Origin of the sequence: Nonomuraea sp. NPDC048882 (genome assembly GCF_040649755.1) — a bacterium.
In the GTDB taxonomy this organism is placed as follows: Bacteria; Actinomycetota; Actinomycetes; order Streptosporangiales; family Streptosporangiaceae; genus Nonomuraea; species Nonomuraea maheshkhaliensis.
The window spans coordinates 443,606-464,303 of sequence record NZ_JBEZGB010000003.1 but is presented as its reverse complement, the minus strand read 5'-3'; the positions used below and the strand labels follow the sequence as shown (position 1 = coordinate 464,303).

The following is a 20,698-nucleotide window of genomic DNA, read 5'->3' as shown; positions in this document are numbered from 1 at the left end:
CACGCGGGCCCCTGTCGGGTCAGCTGCCGGCGGCGAGCAGCTCGTTCGCCTCCTTGGCCGCCGCGTCCAGCGCCGTCTTGGCGTCCTCCTTGCCGATCAGCGCCGCCTGTACGTGTGCCGCGATCATCGACATCACCTGCCGGGCCTTCGGGTGGGTGTCGCCGGGGAAGGCGAACTCCAGCGACTTGGCGAACTCCTTGGACGCCTCCGACTGGCCGGGGATGGTCACGTCCGTACGCGCGGAGAAGAAACCCGACTCCTTGGCCAGCGGCCCGGCCACCTCGGCGGAGGCGACGTAGGCGGCGAACTTCTTGGCCGCGTCCTTGTTCTCGGAGTGCTTGGCCAGGATCAAGCCGCCGGGGATGCCGAACGCGACCCGCTTCGTGCCCTCCAGCGGCAGGCCGATGCCCACGTTCTCGGCGCCGATGGCGGCGCCGAGCTGGTCGGCCTGGATGGCGGTGGCCGCGTGGTAGAGGGCGGTCTTGCCGGCGGCGAGCGGGCCGCCCTCGACGTCATTGCCCTTGCTGGCGGTGTTCTCCGGCAGGCCGCCGGCGGCCTTGAGGTCGAGCAGGTACTGCAGGCTGTCGATGCCCTGCTGGTTGTTGACGACCACGCTCTTGCCGTCGGGGGCGAAGACCGAGCCGCCGTTGGCCCACAGGATCGGGTAGAAGCTCTGGTTGAGCGAGACCTCGGGCTTGCCCGGGTAGTCGAGCACGGCGACCTTCTTGGCGGCCAGCTTGGGCGCGGCCTCCTTGAGCTCCGCCCAGGTCTCGGGCGCCTTGGTGACGCCCGCGTCGGCGAACAGCTTCTTGTTGTAGATGGGGGCCGTGATCGTCTGGTAGATCGGCACGCCGTAGAGCTTGCCGTCCACGCTCAGCGCGGTGAGCGAGTTGGGCAGGTAGGCGGCCTTGTCGGGGGCGACGACGTCGTCCACGGGTTCGAGGGTGCCCTGCTGGGCGTACTGCGGGATCTGGTCGGGGCCGAGCACGACCAGGTCGAAGCCCTTCCTGGAGGCCAGCGCGGTGGTGACCTTCTCCTGGCGGCCGTCCCACGGCTGCTGGTCGATGGTGACGTCGATGGCGGGGTTCTTGGCCTCGAAGTCCTTCTCGACCTTGTCCCAGAAGGACTTGTTCGCGGCCTGGTCCATGATGACGGGGTACATCCAGAGCGTGACCGTGCTCTTGTCCGAGCCCGAGCCACCGGATCCGCACCCGGCCATCACGACGCTCAGGGCGGTCACGATTCCGGCTGCCGCTGCCTTCCTCATCGGTGGCTTCCTTTCCTGAATACCGGTCCTGACCGAAACCTAGTGAGCAGGGGACAACCGGTCAATGGCTGATACATGAACGTAACTAGGCCCTCGCCTGGTAGTTGCGGACGGCGTCGGCGATGGCCGCGACGTGCTCCGACGTATAGTGCTCGTTCCAGTCGATCACCAGCAGCGTGCTGTCGACCAGGCGTTCCGCGGCCGGGCAGGCGGCGGGACGGTAACCCTCCAGTGGGTAGTGGGAGGTCCCGTAGATCGGCCTGCGCCACAGCGGCGCCCGGTTGAGCGGATCCTGGAGATATCCGGGCCGTGCCGGAATGCCGGCCGCGCTCAGGTGCTCGGCCAGCTCGGGGGCGTCGCCGCCGGGGAGCACGAGCGGGAAGAGCCACCACGTGTGCCCGTCCGGCCTGGGCAGCCGGATCACGCGCCTCCCCTCCCCCGCACCGGCCCGCTCGCCGCCGCGGACCCCGTGCTCCCCGTTTTCGAGCACGCCGTTTTCGAGCACGCCGTCCAGGCCGCGCAGGGCCTCGACGAGCGCTGCGGCGGTGCGGCGGCGCGCCGCGACGACGCCGGGCAGCTTCGCGAGCTGGGCGCGGGCCACCGCGGCCTGGAGCTCGGTCATCCGGTAGTTCAGGCCCAGGCTCTCGTGCGAACGGCCCGCGGCCCGGTCCCAGCCCTTGTCGGCGAACAGCCGCATCCGCCTGGCCAGCTCGTCGTCGTCGGTGACGGTCAGCCCGCCGTCGCCGCAGGTGATGTGCTTCCACTGCTGCAGGCTCAGCGTGCCGACGTGCCCTGCCGTGCCCGCGAGCGCTCCGCCGGGCAGCTCGGTGAGCCACGCCTGGGCGCAATCCTCGATGAGCGTGAGGCCGTGCTCGTCCGCCAGCGCCCGCAGTGCGGCGATCCTGGCCGGCGCCCCGAACAGGTGCACGGCCATGATCGCCCGGGTGCGCGGCCCGATGAGCGCGGCCACCGCGTCCGGGTCGAGGTTGCCGTCGGACGGGTCCACGTCGGCGAAGACAGGAATGGCGTTCTGCGCCAAGATGGGGGCCACGGTGCCGAAGTCCGTGATCGGCGTCGTGATGATCTCGTCCCCGGGGTCCGGCGCCGCCGCCACGACCGACAGATGGAGGGCCGCGGTGCCGGAGCTGCACGCGATCGCGTGGCGCGAGCCGTACAGCTCGCCGATCTCGCGTTCGAGCGACCTGGCCTCGGTCCCCCACACGGAGTTGAGCATGCCGGAGCGGATCACCCGCTCCAGCGCCGCCACCTCCTCGTCGCCGAGGGTACGGCCCGCTGGTTCGGCCATGTTGGGAAAGTGCAGGGTCACCGGATAACCTTTCGGTCTAGACCGTTATAAGGAGAAGGAGGCGTGGGTGGGTATCGTCATCGGAGTCGTCGGCCCGCACGATCTGGTCGACGACGTCGCGGCCACCTGCGAGGAGCAGCCGGGCGTCACCACGACGCGGCTCGACTACGACCACGAGTCGCAGGCCCCGGCCATCGTCGAGGCCCACGCGGGGTCGGTCGAGGGCTGGCTGTTCACCGGCGTCGTCCCCTACATGCTGGCCCGCGCCGCCGACGTGCTGGCGCGTCCGGCCGCCTTCGTCGACTACTCGGGCGCGACGCTGCTCAGCGCCCTGGTCCGGCTGCAGCACGAGGGTCACGACATCACCAGCCTGTCCATCGACACCATCTCCCCCGCCGACGTCACCGCCACGTTCCACGAGGCCGGCCTGCCCACCGAACGGCTGCGCACCCTCGGCTACCGGCCGGAGACCACCTCCAAGAAGGTCGTCGCCTTCCACCGCCGCGGCCCGGCGCACCCGGTGATCACCTGCCTCAGCTCGGTGCACGAGGCGCTGCGCGACGAGCTGCACGTGCTGCGGCTGGCGCCGTCGGTGCACTCGGTCCGGGTGGCGCTGCGCCAGCTCCTGCTGACCGCCGAGGGCCAGGCGCAGGAGGACGCGCAGATCGCGCTCGGCCTGCTGGAGGTGGACGGCGAGGAGGGGCTGCTGCGCGAGGCCGGCGCGCTGGGCGGCACGCTGGCCGCGTTCGGCGGCGGCACCCACCTGCTCGTCACCACCCGGGGCCCGCTGCACGACGCCACCGGCGGCTTCACCAGGCTGCCCATGCTGGCCAGGCTGGCGGCGCGCGGCGGCGTGGCGCGGGTGGGGTTCGGTCTCGGGCGCAGCGCCGCCGAGGCCGAGAGCCTGGCCCGCCGGGCGCTGTCCAGGGCCCGGCGGATCGGCAGCGTGGCGGCGGTGCTGTCATTGCGCGCCGACACCGACATCGTCCTGGAGTCGGTGGCCGACGAGCCGCCTGGTGAGCACAACCTGCCGATGCTGGCCCGCAGGGTGGGGCTGTCGGTGCCGACGCTGGAGAAACTCCTCGAAGCGCGCGACGCGGCGAAGGGGGCGGCGCTGACCACGCGCGAGATCGCCGACCGGCTGGCCGTGCAGCAGCGGACGGCGCGGCGGATGCTGCACCGGCTGGAGCTGGCCGGGCTGGCCGAACGCACCGGCAACCTGACCAGCGGCTCCAGCGGCCGCCCCCTGACCCTCTACCGCCTCACCCTCTGACCTCAGGGCCCGCTCCTCCGAACCCGCCGCACGTTCCGAGGCGGCCTCTCGCACCGAGGCAGGCTCACGTTCCGTGTCCGCTTCCCGCGGCGAGCCCGGCGCTCCCGTACGGCGCCGTGCCGGGAGGGTCAGGCGAGCCATCGGTCCAGGCCCTCCGCGACGAACTCGTCGTCGCGCAGCCACGGATAGGCCGCCCAGATCCGGTCGATCTCCGCGAGCTGGCCCGGCGAGAGCTCCTCGGCCGGGTCGAGGCACCACCGGCCGGCCAGCAGGCCCTGCCGGCGCAGCACCTCGTGGATGCCGGGGATGCACCCGTGGAAGCCGTTCGCGGAGTCGAAGATCGCCGCGTTGGCGTCCGTGAGGTGCCCGTCCAGGCTGAGCAGCCTGCGTACCGCCGCGTCGTCCCCAGAGCGGGCCAGCGTGGCCTCCTCCAGCAGCTCCACGGCCCGCCGCACCCAGACCGCCCACTGGCCGAGCAGCCCGCCGACGAACTCCACCTCCACCTCCCGCCCGTCCACGACCACCCGGTGCGCGGTGATGAGGTCGGCCAGGATGTGATCGTCGTTGCCGGTGTAGAGCGCCACCTCTCCGGCCCGGCCTGCCCGTACGACGCCGTGCAGCACGTCGAGGGTGCGGTAGCGGTCGAAGGGCGCGACCTTGACGCCCACCACCGACTCGATCGCCGCCAGCCGGGTCCAGAAGTCCCGCGACAGCGGGCGCCCGCCCACCGCCGGCTGGAGGTAGAAGCCGATCACCGGCAGCACCTCGCCGACGGCCCTGGCCCGCTCGATCAGGCCGTCCTCGTCCAGCTCCCGGTACGGGCTGAGCAGCACCATGTGATACCCCAGCGACCTGGCCAGCTCGGCCTCCGCCACCGCCTGCGCCGTGGGCCCGGTCGCGCCCGCGACCAGCACCACCTCGCGGTCGAACTCCGCGGCCGTGACGGCGGCCAGCTCCAGCACGGGCGGCAGCAGGCCGGTGCCGTGGATGGCGAACTGCGTGGTGTGCACGCCCACCGCCAGCCCGCCCGCCCCCGCCTCCACGTAGTAGCGGGTCAGGGCGCGCTGGCGGCGCTCGTCCAGCCGCCTGTCGCCCGTGAGGGCGAGGGGATGAGCCGGGATCACCAGACCGCGCCTGAACAGATCGCGCACGGACGTCTGCGCCTCTGGAACCGTGCTGAGCACGTGAGGTCCCCCTCTTTCTGCCGAATTGGACACGCCGGACACGTGGGACACGCGGGTCGCCGCCGGATCGAGCCCGCGAACGCCTGCTGACGCGGACCCGCCAACGCCTGCTGACACGAGCCCGCGGACGCCTGCTGACACGAGCCCGCGAACGCCCGCTGACGCGACCCCGCGAGCGCCTGCCGCCCTGAGCACGCGTCCTCCTGTCAACCTGGGCACGCGTGCTTCCGCTGACCTGGGCACGCGGGTCAGAAGCGCCCGTCGCGGCGTTCGAACTTGGTGGGCTTGCCGAGCAGCGGACCGCCGCCGGCGACCCAGCGCGCCGTGTGCTCGATGAGCTCGGCGGGGGGCAGCTCGGGGTAGCCGAACAGGCGATGGCAGCGGGAGGCGTTCGAGAGCAGCGCCGTCGGCGCCTCCTCGCCGGTGAACACCGGCTCCTTGCCGAGCGCGGCGCCGAGGTCCAGCGCCGCGCGACGCACCGAGACGAGCTCGGGGCCGGTCACGTTGAGCACGTACGGCGGCACGTCGGCGAGCAGCAGCGACCGCAGCGCGACCTCGTTGGCGTAGCCCTGCCAGACCACGTTCACCTGGCCCGTGGCCAGGTCGATCGGCTCGCCCGCGAGCACCTTCTGGGCCAGGTCGACCAGCACGCCGTAGCGGAGTTCGACGGCGTAGTTGAGCCGGATCAGCGACATCGGGGTGCCGTTCGTCTCGGCGAAGTGGGTCAGCACCCGCTCCCGGCCGAGGCAGCTCATCGCGTAGTCGCCCACAGGGCCGGTGGGCGAGTCCTCGGTGCTGCCGCCGCCCCCCGCGGGCACGAGGGGGTAGACGTTCCCGGTGGACAGGGCGGCGATCCTGCTGCCGGCGAAGCGGTCGGCGACCCGGCCGGGCAGGTAGGCGTTGGTGAACCAGGTGGCGTGCTCGCGGCCCTGCGTACCGAACTTGGCGCCCACCAGGAACACCACGTTCGGCGCGTCGGGCAGCTCGCGCAGGGCGCGGTCGTCGGCGACGTCGGCGGCCACCACGGTGGCGCCCTCGTCCTGGAGGGTTTGCGCCAGCCCGGGCTCGGAGAAGCGGGAGACGGCGATGATCCGCCTGTCTCCCTGAACGGCGTTCAGCGCCAGCCGCACCAGGCTCGGGCCCAGCTTGCCTCCGGCGCCCAGGATCATGATGTCGCCGTCGAGCCTGCCCAGATCGTCGATCAGCCCAGCGCTCGGCCGGGCCAGCCGCTCTTCGAGTTCCGCCGTCGTCCGCACGCGGTCTCCTTCTCCCTGATTTACGGTCCAGACCGTAACCGGGTGGGACAGCGCCTGTCAACGGGTGCGGCCAGGTCAGGCCCGCTCGCGCGCCGAGACGATCACGTCGAGAACGGCCCTCGTCTCCCGCCACGGCACCGGACTGGGCGCCCCGCCCACCATCGCGAGAAACGCCTCGATCGTCCCCTCGTAGCCGAGCCCGCGTATCGGATCGTCGCCGCCCTCGATCACGACGGTCTCGGTGGAGTGGCGGCGGTGCACGGTGACGGCGTACGACTCGGACTCGGAGACGCCCAGGATCTCGACCGTGCCGGTGACGCCGTCGTCCCAGCGCAGCGCCATCACCCCGGTGTCCTCGGAACGCAGGGAGGTGTAGTGCCTCCTGGCCCCGGCGGCCCCCACCAGGGCGACCTCGGGACCCAGAAGTGCCACCAGCAGCTCGACCCCGTGAATCCCCATGGTCACCATCGTCCCGCCGCCTTCGCCTGGGGTGTCCTGCCAGGCGTTGTACCCGTCCGCCCAGAGCCCCACGTCATGCCGCACCGTCGCCCGCACGGCCAGCACATCACCTCTGACATCCGTGGCCGCATCGCTCCCGACCTCCGCCCCCTCCACACCGCCCACCCTTCGACTCCCGCCGACCAGGGTGTTTGCGACAGCCGGGGCCTTCACACCCCCCGGAGCCTTCGTCAGGGCGGGTGCGTTCGCGAAGAAGGGGGCATTCGCGAAGGCGGGGGCGAAGCGCAGCACCGAACTCGACAGCACGCGGTCGTGGATCGGCAGCGCGTCGAGCTGCTCAAGCTGGGCGCGGCTGGCGGCGGCGGGCTTGTTGACGAAGCACGCCGCCCCCGTCTCCAGGACCTTGGCCAGCGCTCCCGGCACCGAGGGGTTGGGCACGGTCAGCACCACCCCGTCGACCCGCCCTGCCAGCACCTCCTCCAGACTGCCGGCCACCTTCACCCCGGGATGCTCATCGGTGAACCGCCGCAGCCGCTCCGGATCCGGCTCCCATACGACGAGCTCGGCATGGCGGGCCAGGCTGCGGGCGTCGGTGTAGGGATGGCTGGTGGCCAGCCCCGCGAGAGCGATACGCACAGTCGTCTCCGATCTGTCGAAAAAGGGAGGCCATCATCGCAGCGCACCTCGCGCGAATGTGGAACGAGGGTGACGCCAGCAGCAAGGATGCTACGCCTTTACGGTCTAGACCGTTATTCACATCGAAAGCACAACCCCACGACCCCTGATCCCAGACTCCGGACCCGAGACCCCAAGCCCAGACCCGGCCCCAAACCGGTCCCGAACCAGAACGGGACCCGAACCGGACTCGGACCCCGTATTTGAACCCCGAACCCCGAACCCGGACCCGAACCCGGACCCGGACCCGGACCCGGACCCGGACCCGGACTTCACGCAAGCAGGAGAAGTTCGGCGAACGACACCCCATCCCTCCACGTTTCCGCAGTTCAGGCAAGGCTTCCCTTCGTTGCGAACTTCCGTTCGACATGCCAGATTTGTGTGGAGAGATCCACAAATGGAGGGAATCCATGACCATCGAGCTCGCCCGCCCGCTCTCCACCGAGCAGCACCACAGCCACCGGGACGTAACCGGCGGCTGGTTGCGGCCGGCGGTGTTCGGAGCGATGGATGGGCTCGTGTCCAACTTCGCGTTGATCGCCGGAGTGGTCGGAGCCGCGGGAGCCGGGCAGGGGGCCGTGCTGGCCGGGTGCGCAGGACTGATCGCCGGGGCGTGCTCCATGGCGGCCGGCGAGTACACGTCCGTGAAGTCCCAGACGGAGCTGATGCGGGCCGAGATCGCCGTCGAACGGCGCGAGCTGGCCCGTGACCCGGTGGGCGAGCGGGCCGAGCTGGCGGCGCTCTACCGGGCCCGCGGGCTCGACCCCGAGCTGGCCGAGCGGGTGGCCGAAGGGCTGTCGGCCGACCCCGAGCAGGCGCTGCGGGTGCACGTACGCGAAGAGCTCGGCGTCGACCCCGACGACCTGCCCTCCCCCTACCTGGCCGCCGCCTCGTCGTTCTTCGCCTTCGCCGCCGGGGCGCTGGTGCCGCTGGTCCCGTTCCTGTTCGGGGCGTCCGGGCTGCTGGTGGCGCTGGTGCTGAGCGTGCTGGCGCTGTTCGGGTTCGGAGCGGTGGTGGCGGTGATGACGGCCCGCCCCTGGTGGCTCGGCGGCCTGCGCCAGCTCGCCCTCGGGGTCGGAGCGGCCACTGTCACGTTCGGCCTGGGTCATCTGCTCGGCGTGAGCGTCTCCTAGTAGTCCAGTGACAGGGTCGTGGTGAGCCCATCTGGCCCATCTGGCCCATCTGGCCCGGCTGGCCCCGCTGGCCCCGCGTCATTCGGCGGGTCCCCATCACGGGCTCCGGGTCATTCACCGGAGCACGTCACGAACCCCGGGTCATTCACCGGAGTCCGTCACAGTCGCCGGAGCATTCGCCGGGGGCGCGTCACGGGCGGCTGGTGGTGGCCAGTTTGACGCCGAGGCCGATCAAGGCGACGCCCGTCAGGCCGTCCACCGCCCTGCGGACGGCTGGCCGGGCGAACACGCCGCGCAGCAGGCTCACGACGTTCGCCACCACCAGGAACCAGGCGACCGTCCCGGCGAGCGCCACCGCCGACAACGTCAGCGCCGACAGCCCGGACGCGAGAAACTGTGGCACCAGGGCCACGAAGAACAGGGCCGCCTTCGGGTTGAGGACGTTCGTCAGCAGCCCTTCGGCGAAGGCCGCCCATGAGCCGCGCCCGCCGGATTCCGGGACGTTCAGATCGAGGGTCCCTCCCCCGCGCAGGGCCGCGCGCAACGACTTGACGCCCAGGTAGATCAGGTACGCCGCTCCGACCACCTTGACCACGGTGAACGCGAGCGCGGAGGCCGCCAGCAGCGCCGCCACCCCGGTGGCCGCCGCCACCACCCAGACGAACACCCCCATCGCGATACCCGCCGCGGCGGCCATGCCGTGCCCACGCCCGGAGACCGCCGAACGGCGCACGACCACCGCGAAATCGGGCCCCGGCGACATCGCCCCGAGCAGCACCACTCCACCGAAAGCCGCGATCTGCGCCATAGAAGTCACGGCGTCCACCTTACGAGCACCGGCCTCGCACCCCGATTCACCGCACAACCCCTGTTACCCATCGGAGCCCGAGGAACGAAGGGAGGTCGCCGAGCGGCGCCGCCCCATGACCGACCGTGCTCAGCCGAGGCTTTCGAGCGCGGCGGCGGCACGTCCGCGCTCGTCCTCGTCGCCGGTCTCGGCCGCGATCGCCAGCGCCAGCCGATGCCGCTGCGCCGCCTCGCCGTCACGACCCATGGCGCGCAGCGTCTCACCGATCCCGTTGAGCACGCTCGCCTCGCCGTACCTGTGCCCGGTCGACCGGAAGATCGAGAGTGCCTGCTCCAGGTGCCGCAGCGACTCCTCGAGCTCCCCCTGCCGGCCCAGGGCGGCGCCGAGGTTGCTCAGCGCGGTCGCCTCCCCGTCACGGTGCTCGATCTCGCGGAACAAGCTCAGCGCCGCGCGCAGCCGGGCGACGGCGAGCGTGTCCTCGCCCAGCGTGCTGTGGATCTGGCCGAGGTTGCACAGGGCGATGGCCTGCCCGGAACGCTCGCCGAGCGCGGCGAAGATGTCGTGCGCGGCCAGGAGGTTCCGCGCCGCCTCGGCGTGCTCGCCGATCGACTCCTCCAGGTTGCCCAGGTTCGTCAGTGCGGCCGCCTGGCCGAAGGGATCGTCGAGGTCGCGGTAGAGCGCGAGGGCCGCACGGTGCCGGGCGGCGGAGGAGGCGAACTCGCCGAGGCGTTCCTCGATGATGCCCAGGTTCGACAGCGAGCGGGCCTGGCCGTGCCGGTTGCCGACGCGGCGGCACAGCTCCAGCGCCTCGGTCAGCTCCTCGGCGGCCGAGTCGTAGCGGCCGAGCAGCCGCAGGACGACACCGGTGTTGGTACGCAGGTGCGCCTCGCCCTGCGCGTCCCGCATCGCCCGCGCGGCCTCGACGGCGCACTCGTAGATCGGCAGGGCCTCGGTGCCGTGCCCCGCCTCCAGGTAGCGGTGCAGCGCGGCGGCGAGGGCGACCGCCCGCTCCGGCCGTCCCCGCCTCACCGCGAACTGGCAGATCGTGCCGAACGCGGCCAGCTCGCCGTCCAGCCACGCCAGCGCCGCGTCCGGCGAGAGGGTGACGTCGCCGGGCGTGAGCGCGAGCCCGGCATGCCGGCGGCTGCCGCTCCACCCGGGGTAAAGGGTGTCGCTCGCCGCGACGGCGGTCGTGCTGTAGTGCTCCAGCAGCCGGTCCACGGCCGCCTGCCGGTCGGCCTCGCCGTCCACGGCCAGGCTCAGCTCGGCGGCGTACGCGCGCAGCAGGTCGTGGAACCCGTAGCGGCCCAGGGCGTCGCAGCGCAGCAGGTGCGCCGAGGCGAGCCGGTGCAGCAGCCGGGCCGCGCCGAGCTCGTCGAGGCCGGACAGCGCCGCTGCGCACGCCACCGTGGAGTGCGCCGCCGGATTCAGGCTCAGCAGCCGGAACAGGTGCTGCGCCGCCGCGTCGAGCAGCCGGTACGAGCAGCCGAAGACGTGCCGGATCGCCGCCCCGCCGCCCCCGTCGAGCAGCTCGAGCGGCCCGTCCCGGTGCAGCCGCGTCACCACGCCGGCCAGCGGCAGGTGCGCCTGCGCCCCGGCGTACTCGGCGGCCAGGCGCAGCGCCAGCGGCAGGCGGGCACAGATGGCGGCCAGGGAGTCGACGCTGCCGGGGTCGTCACCCGCCGGCTCCCCCAGCAGCCGGCGCAGCAGGTGCGCGGCGTCGGCGGGGGGCAGCAGGTCCAGCTCGACGCGGTGCGCGCCGTGCAGGGCGACCAGGGCGGCCAGCCGGTCCCTGCTGGTGATCACGATGAGGGTGTCGTGCGTGCCGGGCAGCAGTGGCCGTACCTGCTCGGCCGAGGCGGCGTTGTCGAGCAGCACGAGCAGCCTCCGGCCGTCGGTCTCGGTACGCCAGAGCGCGGCCCGGGCTTGGGTGTCGGCCGGGATGTCCTGGTCGGGCACGCCGGTGGCGGTCAGCAGGCGGCCCAGCGCCTCATGCGGGGAAAGCGCGTGCCCGGCGTCGTCGCCGCGCAGGTCGAGGTGGACGCGCCCGTCGGGGAACAGTGCGCGGTTGCGGTGGGCCCAGTGGACGGCGAGCGCCGTCTTGCCCACGCCCGCGGTGCCGCAGATCGCCACGATGCCCGGTGCGCGACGGGCGTTGGCGGAATCCAGCAGGGCCAGCTCGCCGGCGCGGCCGGTGAAGTCCGGCACCGGCGCGGGGAGCTGCTGCGGAACCCTCGGTGCGCCACGGCTCTCCTGCTCCTGGAGCAGTTGCCGGTGGGCCCGTTCGAGCTCGCCGCCCGGCTCCACACCCAGCTCCCCGGCCAGGACGAGGCGGGTGGCCTCGTACCGTTCGAAGGCGAGTGTGCGCTGGCCCGTCGCCTGGTAGGCGCGGATGAGCGTGGCCTGCACCGCCTCGTCGAGCGGGTTCGCCGCGCCCTGCACCGCCAGCGCGGCGACGACCTCGGCGGCGTTGCCCGCCCGCAGCATCAGGTCCCAGTAGGAGAGCTGCGCGCGGCGGCGCTCGACCTTCAGACCCCACACCTTGGGGTGGCCGTCGAGCGCTGGCACGTCGCACAGGGGCTCGTCGTCCTGCCACAGCCGCAGCGCCTCGCGGAACAGCGCGGCGGCCCGCGCCGGGTCGCCGTCGCTCTCCGCCTGCCGCGCGGCCGCCACGGTACGCCGGAAGCGCAGCAGGTCGAGGGCGCTGTCGGGCAGGCGCAGCAGGTAGCCGTCGCCGACGGTGGCGAGCACGCCGCCCTGGTCGCGTGGGCTGTGCGCGGGGTCGAGCAGGCGGCGCAGGTGCTTGGTGTGGGTGTGCAGCACGTTGACAGCGCTGGACGGCGGCCGTTCGCCCCACAGCGACTCGATCAGCTCCCGGCGCGTGGTCAGCCGTCCGGCGTTGAGCGCCAGGACTCCCAGCATCAGGCGGCGGGCGGGCGGCCCGGCGTCGATCTCGCGATCATCGTGCCACACCCGAAGGCGGCCGAGCACTTGGACGACCAGCACCGCCACAGTGTTCAACAAACGTCCAGAGCCTGTCCAGAGGTCGGGGTTCTGCTTCGCTCGACAGATCCTTTTTACGAAGGGAGAGACCCGTGGTCAGGTGGAAAGCGGGGATGGTAAGTGTCGCTTTAGGACTGTTATCCGTGTTCGTCCCCACCCCGTCGGCGACCGCGACGACGACGACGGCAACGGCGGCGGCCGAGACGACGGCGCCGGACAAGCCCAGGCCGGAACCCGCCGCCACGCAGGCGTGCGGCACCGATCTCAAGCAGGAGGCGGCGGCACTCGCCGCGGACGGCAAGTCCGGGAACGCCACCTGCGTCCGCAAGCAGACAAGGAAGGCCGGCGCGTCCAAGACCACCAAAAGCGAGGCCGGGCTCGCCGCCGACATCTGCGGCGGCAGCCCTACCCTGAGCCGGTCGGCCAACTGCGTGATCGAGGACGGCATCCTGCTCATCTTCACGGTGCCCAACGGGGTCGTCATCGGCTCGATCCAGTACACCGTCTCCAGCTTGACGACCCTCGACCACAGCTCGCTGCGATGGACCCAGTCGTGGCACTACCAGGCCAACAGCGTGGCCGGCCCGGCGATCCCGGCGGTACTCGACAGCTTCGTCTACGCCGAGCCGCAATGCCTGGCCAGTTGCACGGTGTCCAGCAGCGGGCTGATCGGCGGGTCGGCGCTTCCCGGCCGCGTCCACTCGGCCACCACGTACTTCCACAGCCCGCCCGGCGGCTACAAGTGGGACGCGCACGGCGGGATCAGATACTGGTTCGCCAACTCGGCGTGGGTCAACCCGACGACGAACGCCTCGATCACCACGCCGGCCGTGCACCGCTGCGACGACGCACTGCCCGGTTACCCCACGGGCTGCGTCTACGCCTCGGTCCGCCCGGTGCACGACGTGCTGACCTACCGCTATCCGGCGTACGCCCGCCACCTGCGCCTCGCCATCGTCAAGTACGGAATGACGAGCGTCCTGACCAGGACGCAGAACCAGACGCTGATGGACAACAACTACAACAGGGCCTGTCCGCCGGGGCATCCCAAGCCCACGACGCCGGGAACCTGGTCGTGTGACGAGTACCCGTTCAAGTCCACCTACAACGGCGCGTACTCGCAGCCCTACGGCCGCAACATCTTCTGGATCGACTGGAACACCGGGGACGGGTTCACCTGCAACGCGGTATGGCTGGAAGCCCGCGCCGCAAACGACTCCGGCGGCTACAGCGTCTGCATGATCCCCCTGGCGGAGAACACCCTCGGCGGAGCCGACCTGGGCGCCTTCTACTACAGGTCCCGCGTCCTGGACGGGGACCAGTTCCAGGTCCGCGTCGTCTGACCACCTCTGCCTGGCGACGCGGCACCGCACCGGGTCGCGGCAGCGCGTCGCCAGGCAACCCTTGCGATCACGCCGACCCACGCCACACTCGGCGGATGGTCTTCGGCTGACGTCGCATTCAATCCTGCTGGACGCGACGATCAAGTGGCGGGATCGTGTGTCGCGATCATCGCTGTGCCGAGCTGCGGGTGGGTGCGGGCCGCGCGTCGTCCTGACGTCCCGCACCCATGCGGTCGCCGGGGTGGTCAGCGCTTGCGGCGGCGGCGCTTGAAGATGGCGCGGAGGGTGAGCAGCAGGACGACCGCGACGAACTGGCCGCCGATGACGATGCGGTTGACGTCGACGGCGGGGCGCCACAGCGCCTCACCGTTCTTGAGTACGTACACGCCGGCCGGCGTGGCACTGAAGCCGAAGCCGCCGCCGGAGCCGCCGCCCTCCTCGCCCTTCTCGCTCCTGCCCTGGCCACGGCCTCCCCCGCCACCCTGGGCGACCCTGGCGACGGGGATGATGACGATGTCGCCGTGGTGGATCGGCTCGCCGAAGACGCGATTGACGGTCGCGGCGTCCTTCGACTGCTCCATCAGCTCCATGATGTCCATCCCCCCATCGTCACCCCCAGGAGGCTCCCCGTCGAACGTCGCCCACGCCACTGACAACTTTCGGACAGTCCCGAGGAAGAGGCGCCGCAAAGGATCGCGCGTTCCCGGGAAATTACTGGCAGGAGTCGCGGAAGGCGAAGGGAGGGCTGACGGAAGGTGGCGGGGCACCCCGCCGACGAGCCGGAGGGCGCGCCGTGAGCGGCGCCATCGGGGACATCGTGGCGTCCCTGGCAATCTGGTGGGCACTCGAAATCGGCGCATGTCGCGGGCTCGGCTGGAGTCGCCTCGTTGAGGAGATGAGTGAAGGCGTTCGCCCACTAAGCTTCTGACCTGGTGCATCTGGAGGAAGAGCACTAACTCGACGCGTTCCACTTCAGCGCTGCCCTGCGTGCCTGCGGGCAGCGACTCTGGTCGCTTCTCCACCGCCCAATCAGGTGCGGACTCCAGGGAGACCAGGAGCCAAGCGAGTTGCACACGAAAGTCACTCATGCTGGCCGAGCGCTGACGGCCGCCTCCCCTCGCGAGGCCGCCCCTCATCCAGTACATTTCCCTTCATCGCGTCCAGGCTCGGTGTCTCCTTGCTGGTTTTCCTCTGGGTGTGAACGGGATGGTGGCATGGATTTCCAGCTTGCCGTGGTCGCCGACCATGTCGTCTGCGTGACCAGCATCCTCATGCTCGTCCTGTCGGCGGCATTCCTCGCCTTCTCCGCATTCAAACGCGACGCTGCGGAAAATGCTGGAAAGAGAGGGCATGTGTTATCTGCCGGCGCCCTCACTCTCATGGGCAGCCTTCTGGCCAGCGCCACCTGCCTGCCGACCTGGTTCGGTATTTCCTACGAGGATGCCAGCAAAATCCTGCAAGCGATCGGCGGCGTCTCGGCGGTGATGGGCGCGACGATGGCCATAAAGTCGCTGCCCGGTTTCATGCGTTTCATCCGTCCTGTGCTCCGCCTGCTCCAGGCCCTGGGCGCCCTCGTTTTCTTTCTCACCGTGATCATGGGCATAGCCACGATCCCTAGGGCGGCCACCGGGTATATGGACATCGAATACCTGAAGGGTGACAAACCGGCCAAAAGCCGCGAATGTCAGCCAATTCTAGGCTTCGCCTATTGCACCGACCACTACACCCTACGACTCCCCAGCCGCTCCCAAACGGACACGACATACCGGGTCAACTGCCTGGCCTACTGCGGTGGAAACACCATCATCCGCCTTCAGGTGGCCGGATGCCCAGAAGCGAAGTCCAGCTACGAAATCACCGGAATCGTTCCTGCTCTCCGAGGTGAACTCGACTCCGCCGACTCACCCCTCCAGATCAAGACGGACGATATGTCGCCCGGCCAGGGTCTCCGGATCCACCTCCGCAGAACCGACCCGGCCACTTGCCCCGCCGATCTCATCCTGATCTCCGGCAAGCTGATGTAATTGACACGAACGAAAACAGATCGTCCAACCCCCGCCGGGCGACCGGAGCCGGGTCGCCGAACCACCCCGGGAGCCACTCACCTCCCGCGACACCACTGCCCGCAAGCAGGTCAGTCGAAGGTGGTGGAGATCTCGTGCCAGCCGCCCGGCGGGATCTCGGCCGCCGGTTCGGGCCCCCAGGAGCCCTGCTCGTACGGCAGCGGCTGCTCCGCCAGGTCGAGCACCGGCTGGACGATCCGCCACGACTCCTCCACCAGGTCGAATCGGGCGAATCTGCGCGGGTCGCCGCTGACGGCGTCGGACAGGACGCGTTCGTAAGCGGCCTCCATCGGCCCGAGCACCTTGGTGAAGTCGACGCTGACGGGGACCGGGCGGGTGTGCTGTTTGCCGGGCTCCTTGGCGAGCAGGTCGAAGGTCACGCCGGCGTCGGGCTGGAGGCGGAAGCGGATGAGGTTGGGGGCGTCGGGCGCGCTGCCGTTGCCGAACATCGTCACCGGGGGTCGGCGCAGCTCGGCCACCACCTCCAGGTCGGTGACGGGCAGGGCCTTGCCGGAGCGGATGCACCAGGGCACGCCGGCCCAGCGCCAGTTGTCGATGTAGGCGCGCAGGGCGACGTAGGTCTCGGTGGTGGAGTCGGGGCGCACGCCGTCGGTGCCGAGGTAGCCGGCGTATCGGCCGCGTACGACGTCGGCGGGGTCGATGGCCTGGACGGCGCGCAGCACCCGCCATTTCTCGTCGAGCTGGGCCCGCGCGTCGGTGGAGGGCGGCGGGTCCATGGCGAGGATGGCGAGGAGCTGCAGCAGGTGATTCTGCACGACGTCGCGGACGGTGCCGTTGGCGTCGTAGAAGCCGCCCCGGTCGCGGACGTCGAAGTCTTCGGCCATGGTGATCTGCACGCTGCGGATGTGGGACCGGTTCCAGATGGGTTCGAGCAGCGTGTTGGCGAAGCGGAACACCATGAGGTCCTCGACCGGCTCCTTGCCGAGGAAGTGGTCGACCCGGCGCAGGTGGTCCTCGTCGAAGAACTTGAGCAGCTCGCCGTTGAGCTCGCGGGCCGAGGCGAGGTCGTGGCCGAACGGCTTCTCCACCACGAGCCGCGCGTCGCGGTTGAGCCCCTCGCCCGCCAGCCCTTCGGCCACGGCGGAGAACAGCGCCGGGGGGACGGCGAGGTAGTGGACGAGGAAGCCCTTGCCCTCGGTCTCCTCGCGCAGACGGGCGAACGTGGCCGGGTCGCGGTAGTCGCCGGGGACCAGGCGCAGGTTGCCGGCCAGCTTGTCGAAGGCCGCGTCGTGGACGCCGCCGCAGGCGGTGCGGGCGAACTCGCGCAGCCCGTCGAGGCCCATGTCGGTCTTGGCCACGCCGATGATCGGCAGGTCGAACCGGCCGTCGGCGGTCAGGTGGTAGAGGGCGGGCAGCAGCATCTTGCGCGCGAGGTCGCCGGTGATGCCGAACAGCACCAGCGCGCCGGCCTGCGTCGTGTCGGGCCGCATCTCAGGCGCGCCTTCCGCGCAGCTGCCGGTATCGGCGGACGAGCTGCTCGGTGGACGGGTCGGGGAAGGTGGCGGGCGGCTCGTCCGCGGTCAGCGCGGGCGCGAGGTCGAGCGCCATCTTCTTGCCCAGCTCGACGCCCCACTGGTCGAAGGAGTCGACGCCCCAGATCGTGCCCTCGACGAAGACGATGTGCTCGTAGAGGGCGACGAGCTGGCCCAGCGTGGCGGGGGTGAGCTTGGTGGCCAGGATCGTGGAGGTGGGGCGGTTGCCCGGCATCACCTTGTGCGGCACGATCTCCGGCGGGGTGCCCTCGGCCGCGATCTCCTCGGCGGTCTTGCCGAACGCCAGCGCCGTGGTCTGGGCCAGCAGGTTGGCGGTGAGCTGGTCGTGCATGCCCTCGCGGTCTTCGTGGGGCTCGGCGAAGCCGATGAAGTCGGCCGGGACCAGCCGGGTGCCCTGGTGCAGGAGCTGGTAGAAGGCGTGCTGGCCGTTGGTGCCGGGCTCGCCCCAGAAGATCTCGCCGGTGCCGGTGGTGACGGGGGCGCCGTCGGCGCGTACGGACTTGCCGTTGGACTCCATCGTGAGCTGCTGCAGGTAGGCGGGGAAGCGGTGCAGCCGCTGGCTGTAGGGCAGCACGGCGCGGGTCTCGGCGCCGAAGAAGTCGCTGTACCAGACGCCGAGCAGGGCCATCAGCACCGGCATGTTGGCTTCGAACGGGGCCGTGCGGAAGTGCTCGTCGATGGTGTGGAAGCCGGCCAGCATGTCGCGGAAGCGCTCGGGCCCGATCGCGATCATCAGGGACAGGCCGATGGCGCCGTCGTAGGAGTAGCGGCCGCCCACCCAGTCCCAGAAGCCGAACATGTTGGCGGTGTCGATGCCGAACTCGGCGACCTTGGCGGCGTTGGTGGAGACGGCCACGAAGTGGCGGGAGACGGCGTCCTCGCCGAGCGCGTCGACCAGCCAGCGGCGCGCGACCCTGGCGTTGGTGAGCGTCTCCAGGGTGGTGAAGGTCTTGGAGCTGATCACGAACAGCGTGGTCGCGGGGTCGAGGCCGGCCAGGTTGCCGGTGATGTCGGCCGGGTCGATGTTGGAGACGAAGCGGGCCGTGATGCCGGCGTCGGCGTAGTCGCGCAGCGCCTCGTAGGCCATGGCGGGGCCGAGGTCGGAGCCGCCGATGCCGATGTTGACGACGGTCTCGATCGGCCTGCCGGTGGCGCCCTTCCACTCCTTGGACCTGACCCGGCCGGCGAAGTCGCTCATCTTGTCGAGCACGGCGTGTACGTCGGCCACGACGTCCTGGCCGTCGACGACGAGCTCTGCCTCGCGCGGCAGGCGCAGCGCGACGTGCAGGACGGCGCGGTCCTCGCTGACGTTGATGTGCTCGCCGCCGAACATGGCCGCGATCCGCTCGCGCAGCCCCGCCCGCTCGGCCAGGGCCGTGAGCAGGCCGAGGGTCTCGTCGGTCGCGCGGTGCTTGGAGTAGTCGAGGTAGAGGTCGCCGGCGGTCACCGTCATGCGGCCGGCTCTGCCCGGGTCCTGCGCGAACAGCTCGCGCAGCTGCCGGCCGGCCAGCTCTTCCTGGTGCTTGCCCAGGGCCGCCCACTCCGGGGTCTGGGTGATGTCGCCGTTCACGTGTTTCCTCCTCGCGTCGCCAAGCCGATCATGCCTGGCCCCATCGTCCCGTAACCGTGTACCCGCCGTGGTTGATTCCGCGCATGGCGGAGCCGAGTCTTGAGCAAGGCATCTCATTTGCCGGCCGTGCGTGCGGGAGCGGATGGGGAACCGGCCTCCTGTCCAGGGGTCTGACAGGGCCCCCTCAGCAGTGCGGTTCCGGTCTTACCTTCGAAGACATGGACATTTCCTCACGTACTGTTTTCATGATCGGCGGCACCTCGGGCATCGGGCTGGAGCTGTCACGCCGCTTTCTCAAGGCCGGCAGCGCCGTCGTCGTCGGCGGGCGGCGCGGGGACGTGCTCGCGCGGCTGGCCGGTGAGGGCTTCGGGACGGCCGAGATCGACGTGACCGACGCCGGGTCCGTCGCCCGCGCCCGTGACCAGGTGCTCGGCACGCATCCGGGCCTGGACACGGTGGTGACGATGGCCGGCACGGGGATGCCGGAGGAGCTGCGCGACCCGGCTCACTTCGCGGCGACCGAGACGATCATGGACGTCAACTTCCTGGGCACCGTCCGGGTGATCGACGCGTTCACTCCGCACCTGGTCGCGCGCGGCGCCGGGACGATCGTCACGGTCAGCTCAGGAATCGGCTTCCTCCCCTTCCCCGTGATGCCGACGTACGCGGCGTCGAAGGCCGCGGTGCACGCCTACAGCGAGGCGTTGCGGGCGCAGCTGGCCGGCACCGGGGTCGAGGTGGCCGAACTGGTCCCGCCGGCGGTCGCGACCGGCATGGGCGGCGCCAGCCCGAGCGCTCTGGCCCTGGAGGACTTCGGCGCGGAGGTCATGGACCTGCTGGCCCAGGACCCGACGCCGGACGAGATCCTCGTACGGGGCGTCCTCATGCACCGCTGGGCGGAGCGCGACGGCACCTACGACGAGCTCGTCGCCCAGCGCTCCCAGGCGCTGGCGACGCTCCCCAGCCGGGCCCCGGCAAAGGCCCAGGCCCAGAGCTGACGGTCATGCCCGGCAACAACTCGGAGACGAACCGGCTGGGCGCCTACCTGCGGGCAAGGCGCGACCTCGTCTCCCCCGAACAGGCCGGCATCCCCTCGGGAGGGGCGCGCCGGGTGCCCGGCCTGCGCAGGGAGGAGGTGGCGATGCTGGCCGGGATCAGCGCCGACTACTACCTGCGGCTGGAACGAGGCCGCGACACCCGCCCGTCCCCGCAGGTTCTCGACGCGCTCGCCCGCGTGCTGCTGCTCGACGAGGTCGAACGCGGCTACCTGCACGACCTCGCCGGAGCCGCCGCCGCGCCCCGGCGCCCCAGGCGGCGCAGACCGCCACCGCGCGTCCCTGCGCGGCTGCACCATCTCCTCTCGGTGGTGGGGGTGCCCGCCTTCGTGGAGAGCCGCACGTTCGACGTCCTGGCCGCCAACGCGCTGGCCACGGCGCTCTCGCCGCGGCTGAGGCCGGGCGAGAACCGGCTGCGCTCGCTCCTGCTCGACCCGGAGGAGCAGGCGTTCCACCAGGACTGGGAGGCGGCCGTGGCGGGCATCGTGGCCGCGTTCCGCCAGACCGCCGGCGACGGCGCCGACGACTACGCCGACGACGCCCGCTCGGTCGAGCTCGTGGGCGAGCTCTCCCTGGCCAGCGGACGCTTCCGGAAGCTGTGGGCCCGCCACGACGTCAGAATGCTCGACGGCGGCAGCACCACCGTCAACCATCCCACGCTCGGGGAGCTGCGCCTGCACCGCGACAAGCTCCCCGTGGGGGACGTCCTGCTCGTCCTCTACTACCCGGACGCGGAGAGCGAGACGGCGGAGAAGCTGAAGCTCCTCGGTTCTCTCGCCTGAGAGTGGG

Annotated in this window: 16 protein-coding genes; 6 read left to right on the top strand and 10 right to left on the bottom strand. The window is 71.3% G+C overall.

Annotation, left to right across the window (positions count from 1 at the left end):
- Positions 1-19 precede the first annotated feature (19 nt).
- Both AB0C27_RS12155 and AB0C27_RS12150 read right to left on the bottom strand, forming a co-directional pair.
- Positions 20-1,267, bottom strand: coding sequence for a sugar ABC transporter substrate-binding protein (locus AB0C27_RS12155; RefSeq protein ID WP_357841796.1), 1,248 nt, complete (start codon positions 1,265-1,267; stop codon positions 20-22).
- 85 nt (positions 1,268-1,352) lie between these two features.
- Positions 1,353-2,594 carry a DegT/DnrJ/EryC1/StrS family aminotransferase gene (locus tag AB0C27_RS12150; RefSeq protein WP_357841794.1) on the bottom strand — a complete coding sequence of 414 codons (1,242 nt, stop codon included), beginning with the start codon at positions 2,592-2,594 and terminating at the stop codon, positions 1,353-1,355.
- Between the two features lie 46 nt (positions 2,595-2,640).
- Here AB0C27_RS12150 and AB0C27_RS12145 point away from each other — a divergent pair, with 46 nt between their 5' ends.
- On the top strand, positions 2,641-3,846 hold the full coding sequence (locus AB0C27_RS12145) for a hypothetical protein (RefSeq protein ID WP_346106865.1): 1,206 nt from the start codon (positions 2,641-2,643) through the stop codon (positions 3,844-3,846).
- Between the two features lie 128 nt (positions 3,847-3,974).
- Here AB0C27_RS12145 and AB0C27_RS12140 read toward each other — a convergent pair whose 3' ends face one another.
- From AB0C27_RS12140 to AB0C27_RS12130, 3 genes are all read right to left on the bottom strand, one after another.
- Entirely contained in the window at positions 3,975-5,030 is a 1,056-nt protein-coding gene (locus AB0C27_RS12140) for a dihydrodipicolinate synthase family protein (RefSeq protein ID WP_357841791.1), read from the bottom strand.
- 248 nt (positions 5,031-5,278) lie between these two features.
- Positions 5,279-6,286, bottom strand: a complete 1,008-nt coding sequence (locus AB0C27_RS12135) for an NAD-dependent epimerase/dehydratase family protein (RefSeq protein ID WP_357841788.1) — start codon at positions 6,284-6,286, stop codon at positions 5,279-5,281.
- Positions 6,287-6,361: 75 nt separating this feature from the next.
- On the bottom strand, positions 6,362-7,381 hold the full coding sequence (locus AB0C27_RS12130; RefSeq protein WP_357841785.1) for a Gfo/Idh/MocA family oxidoreductase: 1,020 nt from the start codon (positions 7,379-7,381) through the stop codon (positions 6,362-6,364).
- A 449-nt stretch (positions 7,382-7,830) separates the two neighbouring features.
- Between AB0C27_RS12130 and AB0C27_RS12125 the strand changes: the two genes are divergently transcribed.
- Complete coding sequence (locus tag AB0C27_RS12125) at positions 7,831-8,553, top strand: VIT1/CCC1 transporter family protein (RefSeq protein WP_357841782.1); 723 nt, start codon at positions 7,831-7,833, stop codon at positions 8,551-8,553.
- Positions 8,554-8,743: 190 nt separating this feature from the next.
- Here the strand turns inward: AB0C27_RS12125 and AB0C27_RS12120 are convergent, their stop codons facing one another.
- Together AB0C27_RS12120 and AB0C27_RS12115 are read right to left on the bottom strand one after the other, a co-directional pair.
- On the bottom strand, positions 8,744-9,361 hold the full coding sequence (locus AB0C27_RS12120) for a LysE family translocator (protein ID WP_357843085.1): 618 nt from the start codon (positions 9,359-9,361) through the stop codon (positions 8,744-8,746).
- Between the two features lie 129 nt (positions 9,362-9,490).
- Complete coding sequence (locus AB0C27_RS12115) at positions 9,491-12,367, bottom strand: tetratricopeptide repeat protein (protein WP_357841779.1); 2,877 nt, start codon at positions 12,365-12,367, stop codon at positions 9,491-9,493.
- Positions 12,368-12,507: 140 nt separating this feature from the next.
- Between AB0C27_RS12115 and AB0C27_RS12110 the strand changes: the two genes are divergently transcribed.
- Positions 12,508-13,707 (top strand): hypothetical protein, encoded by a 1,200-nt coding sequence (locus AB0C27_RS12110; RefSeq protein ID WP_357841776.1) that lies wholly within the window; start codon positions 12,508-12,510, stop codon positions 13,705-13,707.
- A gap of 245 nt (positions 13,708-13,952) precedes the next feature.
- On the opposite strand, the gene AB0C27_RS12105 is transcribed toward AB0C27_RS12110, so the two are convergent.
- On the bottom strand, positions 13,953-14,306 hold the full coding sequence (locus AB0C27_RS12105) for a spore germination protein GerW family protein (RefSeq protein WP_106237201.1): 354 nt from the start codon (positions 14,304-14,306) through the stop codon (positions 13,953-13,955).
- A 615-nt stretch (positions 14,307-14,921) separates the two neighbouring features.
- Here AB0C27_RS12105 and AB0C27_RS12100 point away from each other — a divergent pair.
- Positions 14,922-15,731: a hypothetical protein gene (locus tag AB0C27_RS12100; protein ID WP_357841774.1), complete on the top strand. Its 810-nt coding sequence runs from the start codon at positions 14,922-14,924 to the stop codon at positions 15,729-15,731.
- A 110-nt stretch (positions 15,732-15,841) separates the two neighbouring features.
- Here AB0C27_RS12100 and zwf read toward each other — a convergent pair whose 3' ends face one another.
- The gene (zwf, locus tag AB0C27_RS12095) at positions 15,842-17,221 is read right to left on the bottom strand and encodes a glucose-6-phosphate dehydrogenase (RefSeq protein WP_357841771.1); all 1,380 of its coding nucleotides are present in this window, start codon (positions 17,219-17,221) and stop codon (positions 15,842-15,844) included.
- A 1-nt stretch (position 17,222) separates the two neighbouring features.
- Positions 17,223-18,854 carry a glucose-6-phosphate isomerase gene (gene pgi / locus AB0C27_RS12090; RefSeq protein ID WP_357841768.1) on the bottom strand — a complete coding sequence of 544 codons (1,632 nt, stop codon included), beginning with the start codon at positions 18,852-18,854 and terminating at the stop codon, positions 17,223-17,225.
- A 218-nt stretch (positions 18,855-19,072) separates the two neighbouring features.
- Between pgi and AB0C27_RS12085 the strand changes: the two genes are divergently transcribed.
- Positions 19,073-19,852, top strand: a complete 780-nt coding sequence (locus tag AB0C27_RS12085) for an SDR family NAD(P)-dependent oxidoreductase (RefSeq protein WP_357841765.1) — start codon at positions 19,073-19,075, stop codon at positions 19,850-19,852.
- 5 nt (positions 19,853-19,857) lie between these two features.
- Entirely contained in the window at positions 19,858-20,691 is an 834-nt protein-coding gene (locus tag AB0C27_RS12080; protein WP_357841762.1) for a helix-turn-helix transcriptional regulator, read from the top strand.
- Positions 20,692-20,698: the final 7 nt, after the last annotated feature.

Coding starts and splice junctions, on each gene's coding strand:
- AB0C27_RS12105 (WP_106237201.1), bottom strand. CDS start 14,306: ATGGACATCATGGAGCTGATGGAGCAGTCGAAGGACGCCGCGACCGTC.
- AB0C27_RS12080 (WP_357841762.1), top strand. CDS start 19,858: ATGCCCGGCAACAACTCGGAGACGAACCGGCTGGGCGCCTACCTGCGG.
- zwf (WP_357841771.1), bottom strand. CDS start 17,221: ATGCGGCCCGACACGACGCAGGCCGGCGCGCTGGTGCTGTTCGGCATC.
- AB0C27_RS12125 (WP_357841782.1), top strand. CDS start 7,831: ATGACCATCGAGCTCGCCCGCCCGCTCTCCACCGAGCAGCACCACAGC.
- AB0C27_RS12085 (WP_357841765.1), top strand. CDS start 19,073: ATGGACATTTCCTCACGTACTGTTTTCATGATCGGCGGCACCTCGGGC.
- AB0C27_RS12100 (WP_357841774.1), top strand. CDS start 14,922: ATGGATTTCCAGCTTGCCGTGGTCGCCGACCATGTCGTCTGCGTGACC.
- AB0C27_RS12155 (WP_357841796.1), bottom strand. CDS start 1,267: ATGAGGAAGGCAGCGGCAGCCGGAATCGTGACCGCCCTGAGCGTCGTG.
- AB0C27_RS12120 (WP_357843085.1), bottom strand. CDS start 9,361: ATGGCGCAGATCGCGGCTTTCGGTGGAGTGGTGCTGCTCGGGGCGATG.